Here is an 18723-nt window from a genome sequence, read left to right on the forward strand (position 1 = left end):
CTTAAATCATTAAAAAAATTACTTTTCAAAAAAATATACACCATTACTTTATAATTTAAGTAATGATGCATATAAAAAATCAATATTTAATTTTTATTATGTCACTATCAGTTGATAAATTTATAAAATTATATAAAACTAAAATATTATCAAAATCATTCTCTTCCATATAGTTACTAATTTTAATATTAAAACTTCTTAAATCAATAATATGTACTTCTTCAAAATTTTGCGTTAAAAATGGTACTAATGAATTTGCAAATGAATCCTTTATAACTAAAATTTTTTTACCATTTTTTAAATTTTTATTATTTATTATAGTTAATGCATTATTTCCTCTTATAAACATAGAGTATTTATCTCTAGAATTTATTTTTGAAAAATCATAAATAGAATTATAAACTTCACCTCCCAATATATTCATTTCTAAATCTTCAAAATCATAATATTTAATAATATCACTTGATATATTAAATGGCTTTGCTTTTGAAAAATAAGAACCATAAAATCCATTTATCTCATTGCTATTATAATAATTTAAATTTATAGGTTTCATACCAATTGATTCTATAAAACTACAATACGCTAAATATGCACCATATGTTGTCCAATGATGATCTGTTTTATAATAAATATAGTTATTTTTTTCATCTTTAAATTTATCTAATAAATTAATATTATTTGAATATATTAAATTTGAATATAAATCTTTTATTATTTTCTCTTGTTCAATTTGATATAAACCTCTTGGCAAATCTTCATTATATATTTCATAGGAATTTGGTACAATCATTACAGATACACTTTTATCATATTTTTTACTAAATTGATTTATTGCATTAATATTATTACTAAGCTTTACCTTATTTAATGAAGTAAACTTTTCAAAAAGCCATTTATTTTCCCCATATATAATCCCATTATTTTCAATCTTACCTAATAAATATTCATTTAGTGATTTTATACTTATCCATTGATTTCTTAACGGAAACTGATCATTTATATATTCTTCATATTCTTCCTGAAAGCTACCATTAACAAACTTATTAATAGAAAACCTAACATTTGTTTTTAAATTTCTATTTTCAAATTCTGAAAATATCTTATCTTTATCAATAAAACTTATTATAGTAACTATGTAAATAATTACTGTAAAACAATATAATAAATATCTTCTTTTCATATAAAACGCCTTCCTAAAATCTAAAATACAAAAATGGATTGTAAGATGAATCAACTAAATAAGCTATTGATAATAAAAAAATTGTTATTAAAATTATAGTGTCTACTATATTACTTTTAACAAATTTATTGTATATTTTCTTTAGAAAACTAGTTGAAAATATAATAGCAATATTATAAGTAATAATATAGTTTCTTAAATAATAAATCCATTCATTTCCTGCATTAAATATAAACATTTTTTTAAAAAAATTTATAATTTGATTTAAATCAATTACAGCAAATAATATCCATCCAACTAAAATAAAAAATATAGTATATATATGAGAAATTAATTTATGTTTATTTAACAAATTTAATAATCCATTTTTTTCTATACATATTAATATAAAGAAATATAGTCCCCATAATATAAAATTATAACTTGCCCCATGCCAAAGCCCTGTTAAAAACCATACTATAAATAAATTAAAATAAGTTCTTGCTCTTCCTAATCTATTTCCTCCTAAAGGTATGTATACATACTGCTTAAACCATTGTCCTAAAGTTATATGCCACCTTCTCCAAAATTCAGTAATACTTCTAGATTCATATGGATAATTAAAATTATTAGGAAAATTAAATCCTAATATTTTTCCTAGCCCAATTGCCATAAGTGAATATCCATTAAAATCAAAATATATTTGTAATGAAAAGGCTATTATTCCCATCCAAGCAAGAATAGTGCTTATATTATTAAATCCCATTGTTTCAACTTCATTCCAAAGGCTTCCTATATTATTTGCAATAAGAACCTTACTTCCCAATCCTAAAATAAATAATCTTATTCCTTCTTGAATTTCATCTAAATTAATATCTCTATTTTTTAACTCCTTACTTATATCTATATATTTCACTATTGGTCCCGCAATAAGTTGTGGAAACAAACATACAAATGCCCCAAAATTAATTATATTTTTTTCTGCTTTAACTTTTCCCAAAAACACATCTATTGTGTATGACATAGTTTGAAAAGTATAAAAACTTATTCCTAAAGGTAAAGTTATTTTTACATTATTCAATGACATATTAAAAATACTATTTATATTTTCTATAAAAAAATTAATATACTTAAAGAAAAATAAAATTCCTACATTAAATATTATAGATATAGCTAAAAGAAGAATTTTTATTTTTTTATTTTTATTATTTTTTTCAATATTAATACTTATAAAATAATCTACAAATATAGAAGCAATCATGAGTAAAAAGTATCTAGGTTCTCCCCATGAATAAAAGATTAAACTAAGTATAAGCAAACTTAAATTTTTTAATTTTTTAGGTGTTAAAAAATAAATTCCCATAGCAATTGGTAAAAATCTAAATATAAATAAAATACTACTGAAAACCACTTTATTCACTTCCTTTGTTATGTAGTCTTCAAGTTAATTTACAATAACAAAAACTTGAAGACCTACTTCTTTAATTAGACAAATTATAATATGTCTTTGTTCCATAAATATTTTTATAAATAATTAATATAGTCATCTGCTCTTAAAGGATATTTTAAATTAGGCTTTTTCATATTTAAATTTTCATATATATCATCAAATAATTTTCTATTATATATTACCTTATCAGATTCACCAACAAAATTTGCTGTTAATTCATTAAAGAAATATGCACAATTAATCTTTCCTAAATTATAATAACAAACACAAAGCTGTAAACTAGGAATCCAACTATAATAAGCAATATTAGATAGAGATGGATTATCTTTATTAGGAATACAATTTAATGCTGTTTTATACCAAAATGCTGCTTGATTAAAATTATTTTTCTCAAAAAAGTATTCTGCTAAACTACAAACTATTTCAGCCATTGGTACATCTATTTTAAATGCCTCAAAAACAATATCTAGTATATTTTCTGTTTTATTTAATATTTTATAACAATTTATAATTCTAAAATATGCTCCCTTTACATCTTCTATCCATCCCTGTTTAGTTGCAATAAATCTTTTATACTCATCAATTGCTTTAGCATATTGTCCATTATCCATTAACTCATTTGCATAATAATACATATCCCTTGGAGAAAATTCTACGCCTTCATTTTCCATTTTTTTAAATATCCTAAAATTTCTATCTGTATGAACTTTAACTTTTCCATGCTCTATTGCAAAGTCTCCATTAAATCCTTGTCCATATACTTCTAAATATTCATGCACTTTTCCTATCCATTTAAAATTTCTTGTTCTTTTAACAATTCTATTTCTCCTTAAAACTGAATTCACTCCTCCTTCTTCATTTCTTGATAATATATATTGTCCACTTACATAATCATATTTAGTATCTAAACTTTTTAATAAGTTCTCTATCTTACTAATGTTTTCATCATCTATAAAATCATCACCATCTAACCATAATATATAATCGCTAGTAGCTTTGCTAAAAGAAAAATTTCTTGCTGCTGAAAAGTCACTTATCCATTTAAAATCATATATTTGTGCATTAAAACTTTTTGCAATTTCTTTTGTCTTATCCTTAGATCCAGTATCTACTATTATAATTTCATCTATAAATGATTTTACCGAATTTAAACATCTTGCCAATGTTTTTTCCTCGTCCTTAACTATCATACACAAACTTAAAGTAATGTTTTTCTCCATATATATTAATCCTCCAAAATAATATTCATATTATAATACGATATTTATTTTAAATATGTACAATCTTATTGCAAAATCACCTCTCGCATTTACCACGTATTGAAAGTTATGTATTTTTATGTTAACCTAATGTATATACACCTGTAATATACAAAAAAGGAAGTGTGAAAATGAACTTAAAAGAAAAAATATTAAAATTAAAAAAAGAAAAAAATGCATTAATAGTTGCTCATCTTTATCAACGTGATGAAATTCAAGAAATTGCTGATATAGTTGGTGATTCTTATTTTTTAAGTAAAAAAGCAATGGAAAGTGATAAAGATTTAATAATTTTTTGTGGAGTAAAATTTATGGCTGAAAGTGCTAAAATTCTTTCACCTAATAAAAAAATACTTATTCCATCAAATAATACAACATGCCCAATGGCAGATATGGCTTTAGTAGATAGGCTTCAAGAATTAAAAGACAAGCATCCTAATGCTAAGGTTGTAAGTTATATTAACTCAAATTTAGATATAAAAGCTTTATCAGATGTATGTGTAACATCATCATCTGCAATTAATATATTAAATAATTTAGATACTGATGAAGTAATTTTCTTACCGGATAGAAACTTAGGAAGTTACTTATCTGAACAAATTCCAAATAAAAACTTTACTTTATATCCTGGTTTTTGTCCTACTCATGAAAGAATAGAAAAGGATGAAATTCTCGAATTAAAGGAAAAATACCCTGATTATCCTGTTTTAGTTCATCCAGAATGTAATAAATCTGTTCGTAATTTAGCAGATTATATTGGAAGTACATCTGAACTTATTAATTATAGCGCTTCTTCTAATGCAAATGGATTTATAGTTGTAACAGAAGAAGGAGTTTTTTATGAAATGAAATTAAAGAGTCCCAATAAAACTTTTATTCCAACAAAAACAGGAATGATTTGTCCTAATATGAAAAAAATATCTCTTAATGACTTATATAATTGTTTAAAAAATGAAGAATTTGAAGTTAATATTGACGAAGAGCTTAGATTTAAAGCACATAAAGCTTTAGAAAATATGCATCTTCTATCTGTGTAACATTATGAATTATGATGTTTTAATAGTTGGTACAGGAATTGCAGGCCTTTATACTGCACTTAATTTAAGAGATGATATTAGGATATTAATGATTACTAAAAATAGCTTTAAAGATTGTAATAGTTATCTTGCTCAAGGTGGTATTTCTACTTCTCTTGGCTTTTTTGATGAAGAAAATTATTTTAATGATACTATGAAGGCTGGAAATTATAACAATAATCCTGAAGCTGTTAAGTTATTAATAAAAAATTCAATTGAAAATATTAATAATTTAGTTAAACTTGGAGTTCCTTTTGATAAAACAAATGATAAATTAAATTATACTCGTGAAGGTGGACATGGCGAATTTAGAATAATACATGTTAAAGATGAAACAGGAAAAGCGGTTACTGAAACCTTATTAGATAAGGTAGCTCAAAAAAACAATATAACCATGCTTGAAAATACAACTTTAATAGATTTAATTTGTGAAGATAATATTTGTTATGGAGGAATTTTAAAAAATTCTTCTAAAACTTATAGTATAAATAGTAAGTTTACTATTTTAGCAACTGGTGGTATTGGAGGCATATTTACATCAACTACTAATGTTGAATATCTAACTGGAGATGGGTTAAATATAAGTTTAAAAAATAATATTTCTATTAAAGATATGGAATATTTACAACTACATCCTACTGTTTTATATGAACCTAAAGTTAAAGGAAAGAAACTACTTTTATCTGAATCTCTTCGTGGTGAAGGTGGAATAATTTTAAACCAAAATAAAGAACAATTTATTGACTCTTTGCTTCCTAGGGATATTGTATCATCTGCAATATTAAAAGAAATAGAATCTACTCCTAATAAACCTTATGTTTATCTTGATATGACAAAAAAATCAAAAGATTTTTTAATAGATAGATTTCCTTTTTTATACAATGAATGTTTAAAAAGAGGGTATGAAATGGATAAAGATTTATTACCAATAGCCCCTGCTCATCATTATTGTATGGGTGGGATTAAGGTAGATTTATTTTCAAAAACATCTATGAATAACCTTTATGCTGTTGGTGAAGTTAGCTGTACAGGTGTCCATGGAAGTAATAGACTTGCAAGTAATTCATTGCTTGAAGCATTAGTATTTGGAAAACAAGCAGCTGAAAATATTAATTCAAAAATTAATGAAATTTCATTTAAAGAAATTATTAAAGAACCAAAATCATATGCCTTAGATTCATATGAAGAATTAATAAAATTTTTGAAAGAAAAGGTGGATAACAGATATGCTAAACTATTTAATTGTTGATAAAATAATAAATGATGCATTAAAAGAAGATATTCCTTATGGAGATATAACGGCTTCTTCTATTGTTACAAATGGCTCTAAAGCCAAAGCTTCATTAATTGCTAAAGAAGATGGTATTATATGTGGATTACCTGTATTTGAAAGAGTCTTTACTATTCTTGGTGATGTTACCTTTAAATCCTTTATTAATGAAGGTTCTAGTGTTACTAAAGGAGATATTATTGGTGAACTTTATGGATATGCCCTTAATATTTTAATGGGTGAAAGAGTTGCTTTAAACTTACTTCAAAAAATGAGCGGAATTGCAACTTTAACTAATAAATATGTAAAAAAACTTGAAGGACTTAATACTAAACTTTTAGATACAAGAAAAACTACTGCTAATTTAAGAATATTAGAAAAATATGCTGTTAAAATTGGTGGTGGCCATAATCATCGTTTTTCCTTATCTGATGGAATATTAATTAAAGATAATCACATTGGTTATGCAGGAAGTATTAAAAATGCCATTAAATTAGCAAAAGAAAATTCTTCTTTTGTTAGAAAAATAGAGGTTGAAACTGAATACAAAGAACAAATATTAGAAGCTATTGAAGCTGGTGCTGATATTATAATGCTTGATAATATGACTCCAAATCAAGCTAAAGAAATGGTAAAATTAATTGCTGGAAGAGCTATTACTGAATGTTCTGGAAACATAACTTTAGATACTATTAGAAGTTATGCATTATCTGGTGTTGATTTTATTTCTTCTGGAGAATTAACTCATTCTGTTAAAGCATTTGATATATCATTGAAAAATTTCACTAAAATATAATAAATAAAAAGTCAGTATATGCTTTTTTTATTTTTTATAAATTCCTTTCATTTAGAAAAAAAGTATAATAAAATTATATTATACGTTATCATAGAGGCTATACTTTAAATATAGCCTCTTTTATTCCCTTTCTATACTATTGTAATTCACCTTCATCATAATCAGTTGATACTGAAAATACCTTTGAAGGATCTATTTCAAGCTCTTCGCAAGCCTGATTTAAGCTACATCCATTTTCGTCAATATATCTTGCAACATATGCATTAATGTCAATTTGTGAATAGATATTTTCCATATTTAACTCCTCCTAAAAATAACTCAATACCCATTTTTTAATATTAAGTTTTTATATTGTTTATATTATATATATTTAATATCAAAAATATTACTATATATTTTTTGTTAATATATAGTTTACTTAAAATTAATAATTTATATAATTAGAATATTTTATTGCTATCTTAAACCTTAACCATTTATGTTATACTATAATTTATATATATTTTAATATTTATTATTGAAAGGTGGGAAATCATGAAGATACACTTTGATAAAAAATTACTAAAATACTCTATATATGTTACTTTAACAGCTATAGCAATATTTTTAGCATTAATAATCCTTACTAACATTGGAATAATATTTACTACTATATTTTCTTTTATTAGTTCAGGATTTAATTTAATAAAACCATTACTTATTGCTATAATAATTGCTTATTTACTTTTTCCTTTAATGAAAATATTTGAAAACTTTTTAAAAGAAAATAAATTTTTAAAAGTAAAAAAACAAGGAACTCGAAGAATTATTTCAATTTTAATTTCTTATATTCTTATTATTAGTATAATTTTATCTATAATTTGGGGAATTTACTTTATGATAGGAGGACAAATTTCAAAAAGTACAACACTAAGTAAGATAATAACTGATATTTCTTCTTATTTAAATTCTAATTCTCTTAATACATCATCAATAAAATCTACTTTAAGGGATTTAAATATTCCATTTATTAATTCACTTGAGCCATATATAATTCAAATTTTAAACGGCTTTCAAAAATATATAATTAACAATCTTGGAGTGATGAGCTCTAATATACTGTCTATTGGAAGTGGTATAGCAACATTTTTTATTGCTTTTATTATAAGCATATATATTTTAAGTGATTATGAATACTTTATTAACTTGTGGAAAAAAATTTATTATTTAATTTTTAGAAATACATCTACTGGTAAAAAAATTTCTGACATCTTTGCAATTGTAATTGATTCATTTTCAAAATTTATTCGTGGTCAATTATTAGAAGGCTTTTGTGTTGGTGTTTTATCTGCAATTGCATTAGCTATTGTTACAATAGATTATTCAATTATTATAGGTATTATTGCTGGTATATGTAATATGATTCCTTATGTAGGGCCATTAGTTGGTACTATACTAGCTGCCATAATAGGATTATTAAGTGGGGTTCCCATAAAAGTAGTTTATGCAATTATAGCAATGCTTATAGTTCAACAAATCGATAACCACTTATTAGCACCTAAAATAGTTGGGCAAAGTGTAGGGCTTCATCCTGTGTTTACTATTATGGCTATTTTAATAGGCGGTAAAATAGGTGGTTTATTAGGTATGTTACTTGCTGTTCCTATTGCTGCTTCTATAAGAGTTTTATTTAATAAATGGTATGATACTTATGCATCTTTAAACAAAAGCAATTAATGCACACTTAAAAGTGTGCATTTTACATATTTTATATAAAACAACTTAAAATCATTATAAACAATCCACCTTCAATTATAGTTTGTCCTAATTTTACTTTATCATTTTTTAATACTGTAATTAAAAATCCTAGTACAACTAAAAATATTCCATTCCTTGTAAATAAATCACTATAATTTAAAAAGAATATTTTACAAACAATTAATATTTCTATTATTACTAAAATAGTAATTATGCTACCTTGAATCTTTTGACTTTTTAAATTGAAATATTTACTCACTTTTTCACCCCATTATTAAACTTTACCTTTTATAAAATAATATTTTATTATACATATTATTTTATTATATTTTTTCAATTAATATGCTTTTATGATGCTATATCTATATCCAACTCTACTTCATGGTATAAATTTTCTAGCTTTAAATATTAATACCTTTATCTTTACAACTTCAAAATTTTTATTCTTTGATAACTGCCCTTATATAAAAAAAGTTTTCTTTATATAAATTTCTATATATAAAGAAAACTAATTTTTATGTATATAATTTAGTTATTGTATTTTTCCCATTACATTCCCATTTTATTTTATTATTACACTTATCACATGTAATGATCCCATTAGCTTCACATTCTGGATTTTCAAAAATAACTTCACCACAATTAGGACATAAAACCTTATTCATATCTTCACCTCATTATTATATATCTTACAATTAATTATACTTATTTTAACCAAATTGTATAATTTTAAACATAAATATAAGTAAATACTCAAATTTTATGTTATAATTTGTAAAAGATAATTAATTATAATAAATTTAAAATTTTATTACAATATAAAAATAAAACCCTATTGACATATTTATTTAAATTATAATAAAATTTCTATAAAGACTTCACGAATATTATTTTTAATATTCAAAATATTATTCGACTAAAAAAGAAGGGATGTGAATATATTTTACAATATATTAATTATTGTAAAATTAGGCTTATGATTGATAATTTACTTTATACTATACCAAAGGAAAATCATACAAAAGACCAGATAATAGAAATATTATCTAATCATCCAGAAATTAAATTTGTTTCATTTGTTGGTATTGATCTTTCTGGAAATGATACAGATGAAAAAATTCCTGTAAACTTATTTTTAGAGGATATTGACTCTTTCCTTCATGGAGTTGCAGTTCAAACAGATGGATCATCAGTTGTACTTCCTGGAATTGCAACATTAAATAATGCTAAAGTTGATATGATAACTGATTTAGATAGTAAATGGTTTGTTGACTATAACTACGATTTTATAGATTCTATAACAAATAAACCTATTGGTACATTAAGAATACCTTGTTTCTTATATCACGATAATAAACCTGTTGATTCAAGAAATATATTACGTAATGCAGTTAATACTTTTAAAGAAACTTTATGGAATATCTTTGATACAAATCCAGAAATATTAAGCAACTATAATATAAAAAAAGATGATATAAAAGAAATAATCATTACATCAGCTACAGAATTAGAGTTTTGGGTTAAAACACCAAATAGTGATGCTGAAATAGAAGAATTATCTACTTCCCAAGTTCTTCATGAACAATATTGGACAAGAACTAAAGGAAAAGTTCGTACAGCCCTAGAAGAAACATTACTATTAATGGAGGCCTATGGATTTGAACCTGAAATGGGTCATAAAGAAGTTGGTGGAGTTAAAGCTAAATTAGATGCTTCTGGTAACTTTAATCATGTAATGGAGCAAATAGAAGTTGACTGGAAATATTCTGATGCTATTCAAGCTGCTGATAATGAACTATTTATAAAAATATTAGTTCAAGAAACTTATAGAAGGCACGGTTTAGATGTTACATTTATGGCTAAACCACTTGATGGTGTTGCTGGTTCTGGTATGCACGTTCATTTAGGAATTAGCTTAAAGCTTAAAAACGGTAAAAGAATAAACCTCTTCCATACAAATAAAGAACATTTCTTAAGTATCTTAGGATATGGTTCTCTTATGGGATTACTTAAAAACTATGAAGTTATGAATCCATTTATATCTTCAACTAATAACTCATTAAAAAGATTAAAGCCTGGATTTGAAGCACCTGTTTGTATAGTTACTTCTCTTGGATTATCACCTAGTAATCCATCAAGAAATAGATCTATATTAGTTGGTTTAATTAGAGACTTATCAAATCCCCTTGCTACAAGATTTGAACTTCGTTCACCAAATCCACATTCAAATGCATATATAACTATTGCAGTATGTTATATGGCAATGCTTGATGGTATTCTTTATGCAGTTAATAATAAAAAAACAGAAGATGAACTTTTAGCAGAACTATCTAAAGAATATGGTGAAGCTGCAGATTACCTAGAAAAGAATAGAAAATATAGAGCTGAAGAAGATGTATTTGAAGATTTCACTGAAGAAGAAAGAAATAAATATTTCAGCAAGGCACCTGCAACAATATATGAAAATATTACTGCTTTAGATAGATATCCTGAAAAGGTAGAAGTCTTAAAAAGAAATGGAGTATTGACTGATCAGCTTATTAATAGTTTTAGAATAGCAACTATTACTAGATGGAAAATGGAAATTTCTCATAGAATAGTTAATAAATTCACTTCTGAAATAAGATCTTGTAAATGCCTTCATGATGCAAATAAAGCACTAGATTTAGATTTAACTAATTGGATGAAAATTCATGAATTAAGATTATATATAATGAAGGATACCAATTCTACAAAGTCTCTTTTCACAAGACTTAAAGATGCAATTACAGAAAACAACTTAGAATTAGCTTCAGATTTATATTTAGAATTAGAATATAAAATGAGTTTATTAAGAAATATGTATTCTTCTTATAAAAAGAATCTTTTAGACATATAAAAAGTAGCTGCCATTAGGCTAGGGCACTGAAAAACTTAATGTTTTTCAGTACCCTCCCATTAGGTAGTTCCCTTTTTCATATTTTTAATAATTATCTTCCATGAATTTTTTCCATGTAAAATGTAATTATAAGTGTCATTGCATAATCATAAATCAAAAATACAGGCTGTGCTATTAGCCATAGTAAAATAATTGCTATATTTTTTGATGAAATATTAAAAACATTAAAAATAACTTCTTTTAATCCTGCAATTATATTTAATCCTAATATATTTTGCATTACTATAAATCCAATAAAAAATGAAATATTAAAAAATATTAGTTTTAATATCATTTCTACCCTTCCATTTCTTAATCTTTCTATAAGAAACTTAATTATTCCAAATACTCCAAAGAAAATAAAATATAATAATGATATGTTAATTTTAACTAAGAAAAATGAAATTAGACTTGATGCAAAATAAACAAATATTGCTGTTTTAACATTACTTCTTATTATACATATTGGTATTAATGCTGAAGCAATAGTTAAAATTGTTAATGTGCTTGTAGGTATAACAGAAGCCATATATAAGATTATACTAGTTAATGCAACCAATACTCCTCCAAGAGCCATATCCCTTGCATTCATAAAAATCCCCCCCTTTAGGTAGTTTGTAGTTAATGTTGAAATTCCTTAGGGAATTTCTTGAAAATACTTTTATAGTTTCAAGTTTCAAGTTTGAAGTGACAAGTGATAATTTATGGATGGGGTTGTCGCACTAAAAATTTTATACACAATATATTGTAGTATTTATTCTTAATGCGATATCCCCTTAAAATATATTTTTTCGTTAACTTTCCACTTGCCACTCTCTACTTTCCACTTGTCACTGATTTAAGCTTTCATCCTTAACTCCTAACTATTAATTCCCTAACAGCATCCTATTAAATCTCCACCAAAGCATTCACATAATGAATCTAAGCACCATAATTGCATACAACAATCACATGCATTCATATTTCCATTAGATGTTCTATATGTTTGACTATATGAATTGCTTCTTTCTTTTAGTTGATTTAGTGTTTGCCTATATTCAAAATTATTTGGATCCATTTTACATGCCCTTTGAATATTATTGTAAGCAGATTCAAACCATCCCTTAGCTAACATTATTCTTCCATATAAATAATACCACTCCGCATTTCTATCTCTTATTTCATTTAATTTTCTTTCTGCCAAACTTATATTTCTATTTTGTATTAATCCTCTAATTTCAGCATAAATTACAGAATTATTACCATAAGAATTATAACTTTCATTATATCCATTAGATGATGAATTATATGTAGAATTTCCTTCATTATTATTTTTTATCATATCATATGCTTTATTTATTTCAGCAAGCTTTTCCTCTGCCAAATTTTTAAGTGGATTATCACCATATTGATCTGGATGATATTGCTTTACTAACTTTCTATATGCTGATTTTATTTCTTCTTGAGAAGCTCCTGGCTTAACACCTAATACCTCATATGGATTCATTTTTAACACTCCTTTTTATCTTATTATTTTTTATATTATCTATCTACTCTTTTCTTCTTATCCTTGCAGTTACAACTATTTATTACTTTTTCATATTTGTCCATCATACCAAGATTAATTATATTTTGAAGTATTTCCTTATTTCTCTTTAAAGGTAGCTTTTCTAATGACTCCTTGCAATTATATCCACAATTCAATATAGTAAATTCAATTCTTGGTTTAATTTCTTTTATAAAATCATCATATGATTTATTTTCCTTATTATATAAAAAGTTAATAGGATTAAATTTTTTCTTTTCCATATCTTCTTTTAAATCATCCAATGCGTCTATTAAATAAATCCACTTTCCTAATGCATATCCTAAATCATAAAGTTCATATCTAATATCTTGACAATCCCCTTCAAAAGTTTCTGGATATAATTCTAAAATTTTTGCAACTATTAAACTAAATGGATTTGCTATTTCATCTATAGAAGTAAAATTCTTATTTTCCTCTAATTCTGATAGCAACTTTAAATTTTCTTCTATTATATCATTAATATTAGTAACATTTCTGTTAAACTTTCTTTTATAAGGTTCTAATACTAAGATTTTCATTTTACTTTTTATGTCTTTATCATCATTAACATCATCAATAAACTTATAATATACTAATGAAACATTCATTGCTGCAGCATATTCTAATGCTTTATTGTTAAGTATCATTGGTTTTTTATTTAATGGATGTGCTATACATCTTTTAAAATTAATACTTGGTGATTCATTATGTAACGCATCTAATAATACTCCTAAAAATGCCATATCATAGTTTAAAGTTAGCCTTGGAATATTTCCAAAATACTCTTTAATATGCGTGCATACACCACAATAATAACTTTTAAACATTTCATATTCCCTAATTTTAAGTTCTGGCTTAAGTGGAGTTACATAACCAAACAAATAATCACTCCTTTAATATACTGTAATTTTTATAACATTAGTATAGTTTATTTATATTTATTTATCAATTTATCTAAGTTTTTTTCATTATTATTTCACAATAAAAAATAAGATTATACAAAAGACTTAAAAATTAGTTAAACCAATCCTTCTTCCTTTTATATAATCTTACTTTTAATTTATTTTAAAAGCTTCCTCCGCCCCCACCATGTGTATTTCCACTACTTGATGTATGAGTTGAGCTTGTTCCACCTGAATTATTATTATTATTATTATTATTTCTCTCTATTTTAGTTCTTGTTGTATAAGTATTAATAAACCTATCTTTTTTACGAGTAAAAACTATTGAATTTCTATCTGCATAATTAACTGATGATACAGATTTTGAATTTTTATATGAATTAACAACTAAAAAGCATACACTAGAAGCTACTATGGCTCCTGCTGCTAATCCAATAAAAACAATATTTTTAGTAGGTTTACCTTTAACATATTTATTTGTTGGTATTCCTTCTTTTACATAATTATTTATATCATTTATAAATACATTACAACCACCAAAATAATCTCCATTCTTTAAATACGAAGTTATATCTTCAACTATATTGTCTATTCTATTATCAGTAAAATATTTTATTGCTTCACCTGATGTAGATATCCATATATTTCTGTTCTCCATATCTATTAGTAATAACAATCCACTTTTTTCTTTTCCAACACCATATCCATTATAATCAAAATAATCATCAGCATAATCTTGTTGACTTTTTCCATTTAAATTATTAGATGTCACTATAACAGCATCCATATTATATTCATTTTTAAAATTTTCTAAATCAATTCTTAATTTTGTTTCCTCTTGCAATGATAATAAGTTAGCATCATCCACAACAAAATTTAAATCTGCATTTATAGTAATTGTAAATATTAAGGATATAATAATTGAACTAATAAAAGGTATTATTTTCTTTACCATACTCTTCATATAAACATACCTCCTACTAATACACCTAAAAATACTAATATAAACACTAATATAAATAATATAGCTATTTTACCTTTTGATACTGGTAATGAACCAAATACCTTTCCAGTTTGACCATTTAATGCAAAAATATAATTATTATTTCCTGAGCTATATGTAATCATCCATACTGGCATTAATGTATAATTACAAGAGGTTTTATTAAAATTTTCACGTGTTCCTACAACTTCAATTGTAGAATATCCGCCTATAGAGTTTCTTAATATTTCATTTGTACCTTTTCTTATCTTATTTTCAATTAAAGGCAAGACCTCTTCTTTACCTTTATCATATTTTTCTGAAAAAAAACCTGGTAAATATGCTATAGAAAAGTCTTTTAGTTCACTTGAATTATATGGTTCAATACTTTCCATAATATCATCATCCATTTTACTTGAAGCATTATGAGGAACATTATTAAAATTTAAATTAACTTCCCTATATACATTATATACATCTGTTTTTGTATATCTGTAATCACCACTTACCCATGTATTTATTCTTTTACATCTTGCACTCATTTCCCCTGTTACATTTGAATTAACTAGCCAAAATGGAATATATATTCCTGTAATCTTTTCCAATTGTTTATATGATGAAAACTCTTTAGGTAAAAACCATTTTTTACTACTCCATTTTAAAAAATTATTAATTGCAGCTTCTTTGTTTATCTTAAATGGTATAACCTTTGATGGTTTAAAATCTCCATTAAACTTATCATTTAATACTATTGGACCATGACAGTAACAACAAAATGTGGCAGTTGTATTTTTATCACAAATTATTTCTGCCCCACATCTAGGACATGAATAATATGAAGTATTTTCTTTAATATTATTCCACTCATTATTATATTCTTTATCTAAGTTTTCATTTGTTATATGTTCCTTATTACCATTATTTAAACGCTCTATATCTGCAACAGTAAATTCACTCATGCAAAAGTCACATTTTCCCTTTTGTAAGGTAGGATCAAATTTAATTTCTGCTCCACAATTTGGACACCTATAAGTTATAACAGCCATAATTCTCCCTCTTTACATTTTAAAATAACTACATATTATAAATTATACCATATTTTTTCATTTAATATTCTATATAACTATCTTACTTTTTTATCTATATATTTATTTTTAAAATTATTTATATATATTAAAATTTTTATTCTTTTTATTTTTATTAAATTAAAGGTATAAAAGTTTAAATTTCCCTTTAAATTTTTATTGACTTTTTATAATTAATATGCTTTAAGACCTTTAATTTAAAGTGCTAGAATACTTTATCCTTATTTAACCATATAAAATTTGTAATTTTTTTCTTTCCCATTATACTCCATATGAATTTGACATGTTTTTATGGATATAGTATAACCTAGTTATGCATGACAAAGAAATTAAACACATAATTTTGGAGGTGTATTTTCTGTTTAAAAAGATTATAGCTTTAACAACTTCACTTGCTATATCACTACTTAGCATAAATGGAATTTATGCACAAGCAAGTATTTTAAATAATATAAATTCTGAAGCTGTTAATGCAAATTATTTAGAAAAAAAAGATTTAAATACTAATATTTATGACTTTAATAATGATATTTATGCTGTTAATATAAATAATATTGATAAATCTATTAACATTGATTTTAAATCTAAATCTGAAACTATTATTAATGATTTAAATATTCATAATAAAAATATTGAAGAAAAAAAAGTTGATGATGCATTATCCACTACTAATTCTGATAATATAAAAATTGAATCTAATCCAACTAACAATTATAAAGAAGTTTATACAATGATGAGTACTGCTTATGCAGGTGATACAATTACATATATGGGTACTACTCCTGTACGTGATCCTGATGGTATTAGTACCATTGCTGTAGATCCTTCTATAATTCCATTAGGCTCAAAAGTTTACATACCTGGCTATGGCTTAGCTATTGCATCTGATACAGGTGGATTAATTAATGGAAATAGAATTGATTTATTTTTAAATTCTGAAGATGAATGTATTAACTGGGGTGTTCAAACAGTATCATTATACCTTATTGCATATCCTGGTGAATGGTAAAATAAAAATTAAAGAGTATATTATTTTTATAAACATATCTTTAAATAATATACTCTTTTAAATATTTATATTAATTTATTTTTTAATTAATTTGTAATATTGCTCTTCTACACTTTCTTTAATTTCACTATCTAAAATAAATAAAGAAACTAAATCACCATTTACTTCAACTTTAGCTTCCTCAGCTGCTTCCATATATGTAGGATATAAACGTTGAGATAATAAATCTTTAAGATGTTCTTCTAATGAAGCTTTTACAGCATCTACTTTTCCTTCTTTAGCTTTAACTACTATAATTTCATCTTGTTGTGCTGTTATTCCTGGTACTAATATTCCATAATCTACTACATCATCTAAATTTAAATTGTATACCTCTTGAGCCATTTCATCTTCTACCATCATTGGCATCATAAATAACTCTTCTTCACCTAACTTTTCTACAATTTCTTTTGCTGATAATGAAGTTTGTTGCCCTTGTTGAATGCTATTATTTCCATTCCCACTATTTCCACATCCAGTTAAAGTAGCTCCTACCATTATTGCAATTAATGTGCTTACTAATATTTTTTTCATTTTTATTAACCTCACTATATAAGTTTCTTTTGTTTATTAATTAGACTAACATATATATTAAAATGTTCTATCAATATTATAATATTTTTTTACCCAAAGTCAATTTACATATTTTACCAATTATATTATACTTATTATATAGTTATTATTTATTGTCTGAGAGGTGATTTATATATATAAAAATTCATTTAACTTAGATAACAAAAGGAAAATGCTTTATATTCGAAAAAAGAAACGTAAACGAATAATAAAGTGTATTTTTACAACCATAATTTTATTTATAGTTATTATCATTATTAATATTATTATATCAAATAAAACTGCCACTCATGCTACATTTAATCTTGCAATTCCTAAAGTAGAAGAAACATCTAAATATGTAGTTTGTATAGATCCTGGTCATGGTGATTGGGATTATGGGGCTATAAATGTAAATGGAACCGCAGAAAAGGATATTGCACTATCTATTTCCTTAAAACTTGGTGAATTACTTCAAAATGATGATAATTTTAAAGTAATTTATACACGTTCAAGTGATAAAATAGATTGGGTAAAAACAGCAAATGATAGTTTAAAAGAAAGAATTAAAATTTCTAATATAAGTAATGCTGACATTTTTATTTCTATTCATTGTAACTATAGTGCTGATTCTAAAGAAATACGTGGAGTTGAAACATGGTATAATCCTAAAGATAATGAAAGCTTAAACCTTTCTAAATATCTTCAACAATCATTAATTGATTTAAATTATACTACTAATAGAGGAGTACGTTCTTATGTTTCTGGAGAAGAATTAGCAGTTTTAGAGTTAAATGAAAATACTTCTTCTTTAATTGAGTTAGGTTTTTTAAGCAATTCTTCTGATGAAAAATTTCTTTCTTCTTCTTCTGGTCAATTAAATTGTGCTAAGGCTCTTTATTCTGCAATTGTTGAATATAAAAATGATACTACTAAATAAT

Annotated in this window: 18 protein-coding genes and 1 pseudogene; 7 read left to right on the plus strand and 12 right to left on the minus strand. The window is 24.5% G+C overall.

Annotated elements, in window-relative coordinates; translation table 11 throughout:
- Positions 1 to 79: 79 nt before the first annotated feature.
- From ACUN06_RS10235 to ACUN06_RS10245, 3 genes are all read right to left on the minus strand, one after another.
- Complete coding sequence (locus tag ACUN06_RS10235) at positions 80 to 1183, minus strand: DHHW family protein (protein WP_412345942.1); 1104 nt, start codon at positions 1181 to 1183, stop codon at positions 80 to 82.
- Positions 1184 to 1196: 13 nt separating this feature from the next.
- Positions 1197 to 2573 carry an MBOAT family O-acyltransferase gene (locus tag ACUN06_RS10240; RefSeq protein ID WP_294161594.1) on the minus strand — a complete coding sequence of 459 codons (1377 nt, stop codon included), beginning with the start codon at positions 2571 to 2573 and terminating at the stop codon, positions 1197 to 1199.
- A 113-nt stretch (positions 2574 to 2686) separates the two neighbouring features.
- Positions 2687 to 3832, minus strand: a complete 1146-nt coding sequence (locus tag ACUN06_RS10245) for a tetratricopeptide repeat-containing glycosyltransferase family 2 protein (protein ID WP_294161593.1) — start codon at positions 3830 to 3832, stop codon at positions 2687 to 2689.
- Between the two features lie 170 nt (positions 3833 to 4002).
- Between ACUN06_RS10245 and nadA the strand changes: the two genes are divergently transcribed.
- From nadA to nadC, 3 genes are read left to right on the plus strand one after another with little or no spacing between them, the layout of a single operon-like run.
- Positions 4003 to 4908: a quinolinate synthase NadA gene (gene nadA, locus ACUN06_RS10250; protein ID WP_291733882.1), complete on the plus strand. Its 906-nt coding sequence runs from the start codon at positions 4003 to 4005 to the stop codon at positions 4906 to 4908.
- A 4-nt stretch (positions 4909 to 4912) separates the two neighbouring features.
- On the plus strand, positions 4913 to 6196 hold the full coding sequence (locus ACUN06_RS10255) for an L-aspartate oxidase (protein WP_291733878.1): 1284 nt from the start codon (positions 4913 to 4915) through the stop codon (positions 6194 to 6196).
- Positions 6174 to 7013, plus strand: coding sequence for a carboxylating nicotinate-nucleotide diphosphorylase (gene nadC / locus ACUN06_RS10260; RefSeq protein ID WP_449389742.1), 840 nt, complete (start codon positions 6174 to 6176; stop codon positions 7011 to 7013). The genes ACUN06_RS10255 and nadC overlap by 23 nt, the downstream gene beginning before the upstream one ends.
- A gap of 136 nt (positions 7014 to 7149) precedes the next feature.
- Here nadC and ACUN06_RS10265 read toward each other — a convergent pair whose 3' ends face one another.
- Complete coding sequence (locus ACUN06_RS10265) at positions 7150 to 7308, minus strand: hypothetical protein (protein ID WP_294367741.1); 159 nt, start codon at positions 7306 to 7308, stop codon at positions 7150 to 7152.
- A 239-nt stretch (positions 7309 to 7547) separates the two neighbouring features.
- Here ACUN06_RS10265 and ACUN06_RS10270 point away from each other — a divergent pair, with 239 nt between their 5' ends.
- A complete protein-coding gene (locus ACUN06_RS10270; protein WP_449389743.1) occupies positions 7548 to 8729 on the plus strand; it encodes an AI-2E family transporter in 1182 nt (393 codons plus the stop codon).
- Positions 8730 to 8760: 31 nt separating this feature from the next.
- Here the strand turns inward: ACUN06_RS10270 and ACUN06_RS10275 are convergent, their stop codons facing one another.
- Positions 8761 to 9009: a hypothetical protein gene (locus tag ACUN06_RS10275; RefSeq protein WP_294128026.1), complete on the minus strand. Its 249-nt coding sequence runs from the start codon at positions 9007 to 9009 to the stop codon at positions 8761 to 8763.
- Positions 9010 to 9265: 256 nt separating this feature from the next.
- Complete coding sequence (locus tag ACUN06_RS10280; protein WP_291733872.1) at positions 9266 to 9415, minus strand: hypothetical protein; 150 nt, start codon at positions 9413 to 9415, stop codon at positions 9266 to 9268.
- Between the two features lie 311 nt (positions 9416 to 9726).
- Between ACUN06_RS10280 and ACUN06_RS10285 the strand changes: the two genes are divergently transcribed.
- Positions 9727 to 11628: a type I glutamate--ammonia ligase gene (locus ACUN06_RS10285; protein ID WP_291733871.1), complete on the plus strand. Its 1902-nt coding sequence runs from the start codon at positions 9727 to 9729 to the stop codon at positions 11626 to 11628.
- A gap of 91 nt (positions 11629 to 11719) precedes the next feature.
- On the opposite strand, the gene ACUN06_RS10290 is transcribed toward ACUN06_RS10285, so the two are convergent.
- The 5 genes from ACUN06_RS10290 to ACUN06_RS10310 form a co-directional block, all read right to left on the minus strand.
- Positions 11720 to 12259: a hypothetical protein gene (locus tag ACUN06_RS10290; RefSeq protein ID WP_294126429.1), complete on the minus strand. Its 540-nt coding sequence runs from the start codon at positions 12257 to 12259 to the stop codon at positions 11720 to 11722.
- Between the two features lie 282 nt (positions 12260 to 12541).
- A complete protein-coding gene (locus ACUN06_RS10295) occupies positions 12542 to 13153 on the minus strand; it encodes a J domain-containing protein (protein WP_294126428.1) in 612 nt (203 codons plus the stop codon).
- 35 nt (positions 13154 to 13188) lie between these two features.
- The gene (locus ACUN06_RS10300) at positions 13189 to 14094 is read right to left on the minus strand and encodes a DUF5685 family protein (RefSeq protein WP_294367732.1); all 906 of its coding nucleotides are present in this window, start codon (positions 14092 to 14094) and stop codon (positions 13189 to 13191) included.
- Positions 14095 to 14278: 184 nt separating this feature from the next.
- The gene (locus ACUN06_RS10305; protein WP_449389744.1) at positions 14279 to 15079 is read right to left on the minus strand and encodes a TPM domain-containing protein; all 801 of its coding nucleotides are present in this window, start codon (positions 15077 to 15079) and stop codon (positions 14279 to 14281) included.
- Positions 15076 to 16143 (minus strand): hypothetical protein, encoded by a 1068-nt coding sequence (locus ACUN06_RS10310; protein ID WP_449389745.1) that lies wholly within the window; start codon positions 16141 to 16143, stop codon positions 15076 to 15078. Before ACUN06_RS10310 ends, ACUN06_RS10305 begins: the two co-directional genes overlap by 4 nt.
- Positions 16144 to 16912: 769 nt before the next feature.
- Here ACUN06_RS10310 and ACUN06_RS10315 point away from each other — a divergent pair.
- Positions 16913 to 17191 (plus strand): annotated as a pseudogene (locus ACUN06_RS10315) (3D domain-containing protein); the annotation flags it as partial.
- Positions 17192 to 17266: 75 nt separating this feature from the next.
- On the opposite strand, the gene ACUN06_RS10320 reads toward ACUN06_RS10315, so the two are convergent.
- On the minus strand, positions 17267 to 17764 hold the full coding sequence (locus ACUN06_RS10320) for a DUF4358 domain-containing protein (protein ID WP_294126424.1): 498 nt from the start codon (positions 17762 to 17764) through the stop codon (positions 17267 to 17269).
- 211 nt (positions 17765 to 17975) lie between these two features.
- Between ACUN06_RS10320 and ACUN06_RS10325 the strand changes: the two genes are divergently transcribed.
- Positions 17976 to 18722, plus strand: coding sequence for an N-acetylmuramoyl-L-alanine amidase family protein (locus tag ACUN06_RS10325; RefSeq protein WP_449389746.1), 747 nt, complete (start codon positions 17976 to 17978; stop codon positions 18720 to 18722).
- The last annotated feature ends 1 nt before the right edge of the window (position 18723 follow it).

The organism is Clostridium sp. ETTB3 (assembly GCF_053571985.1).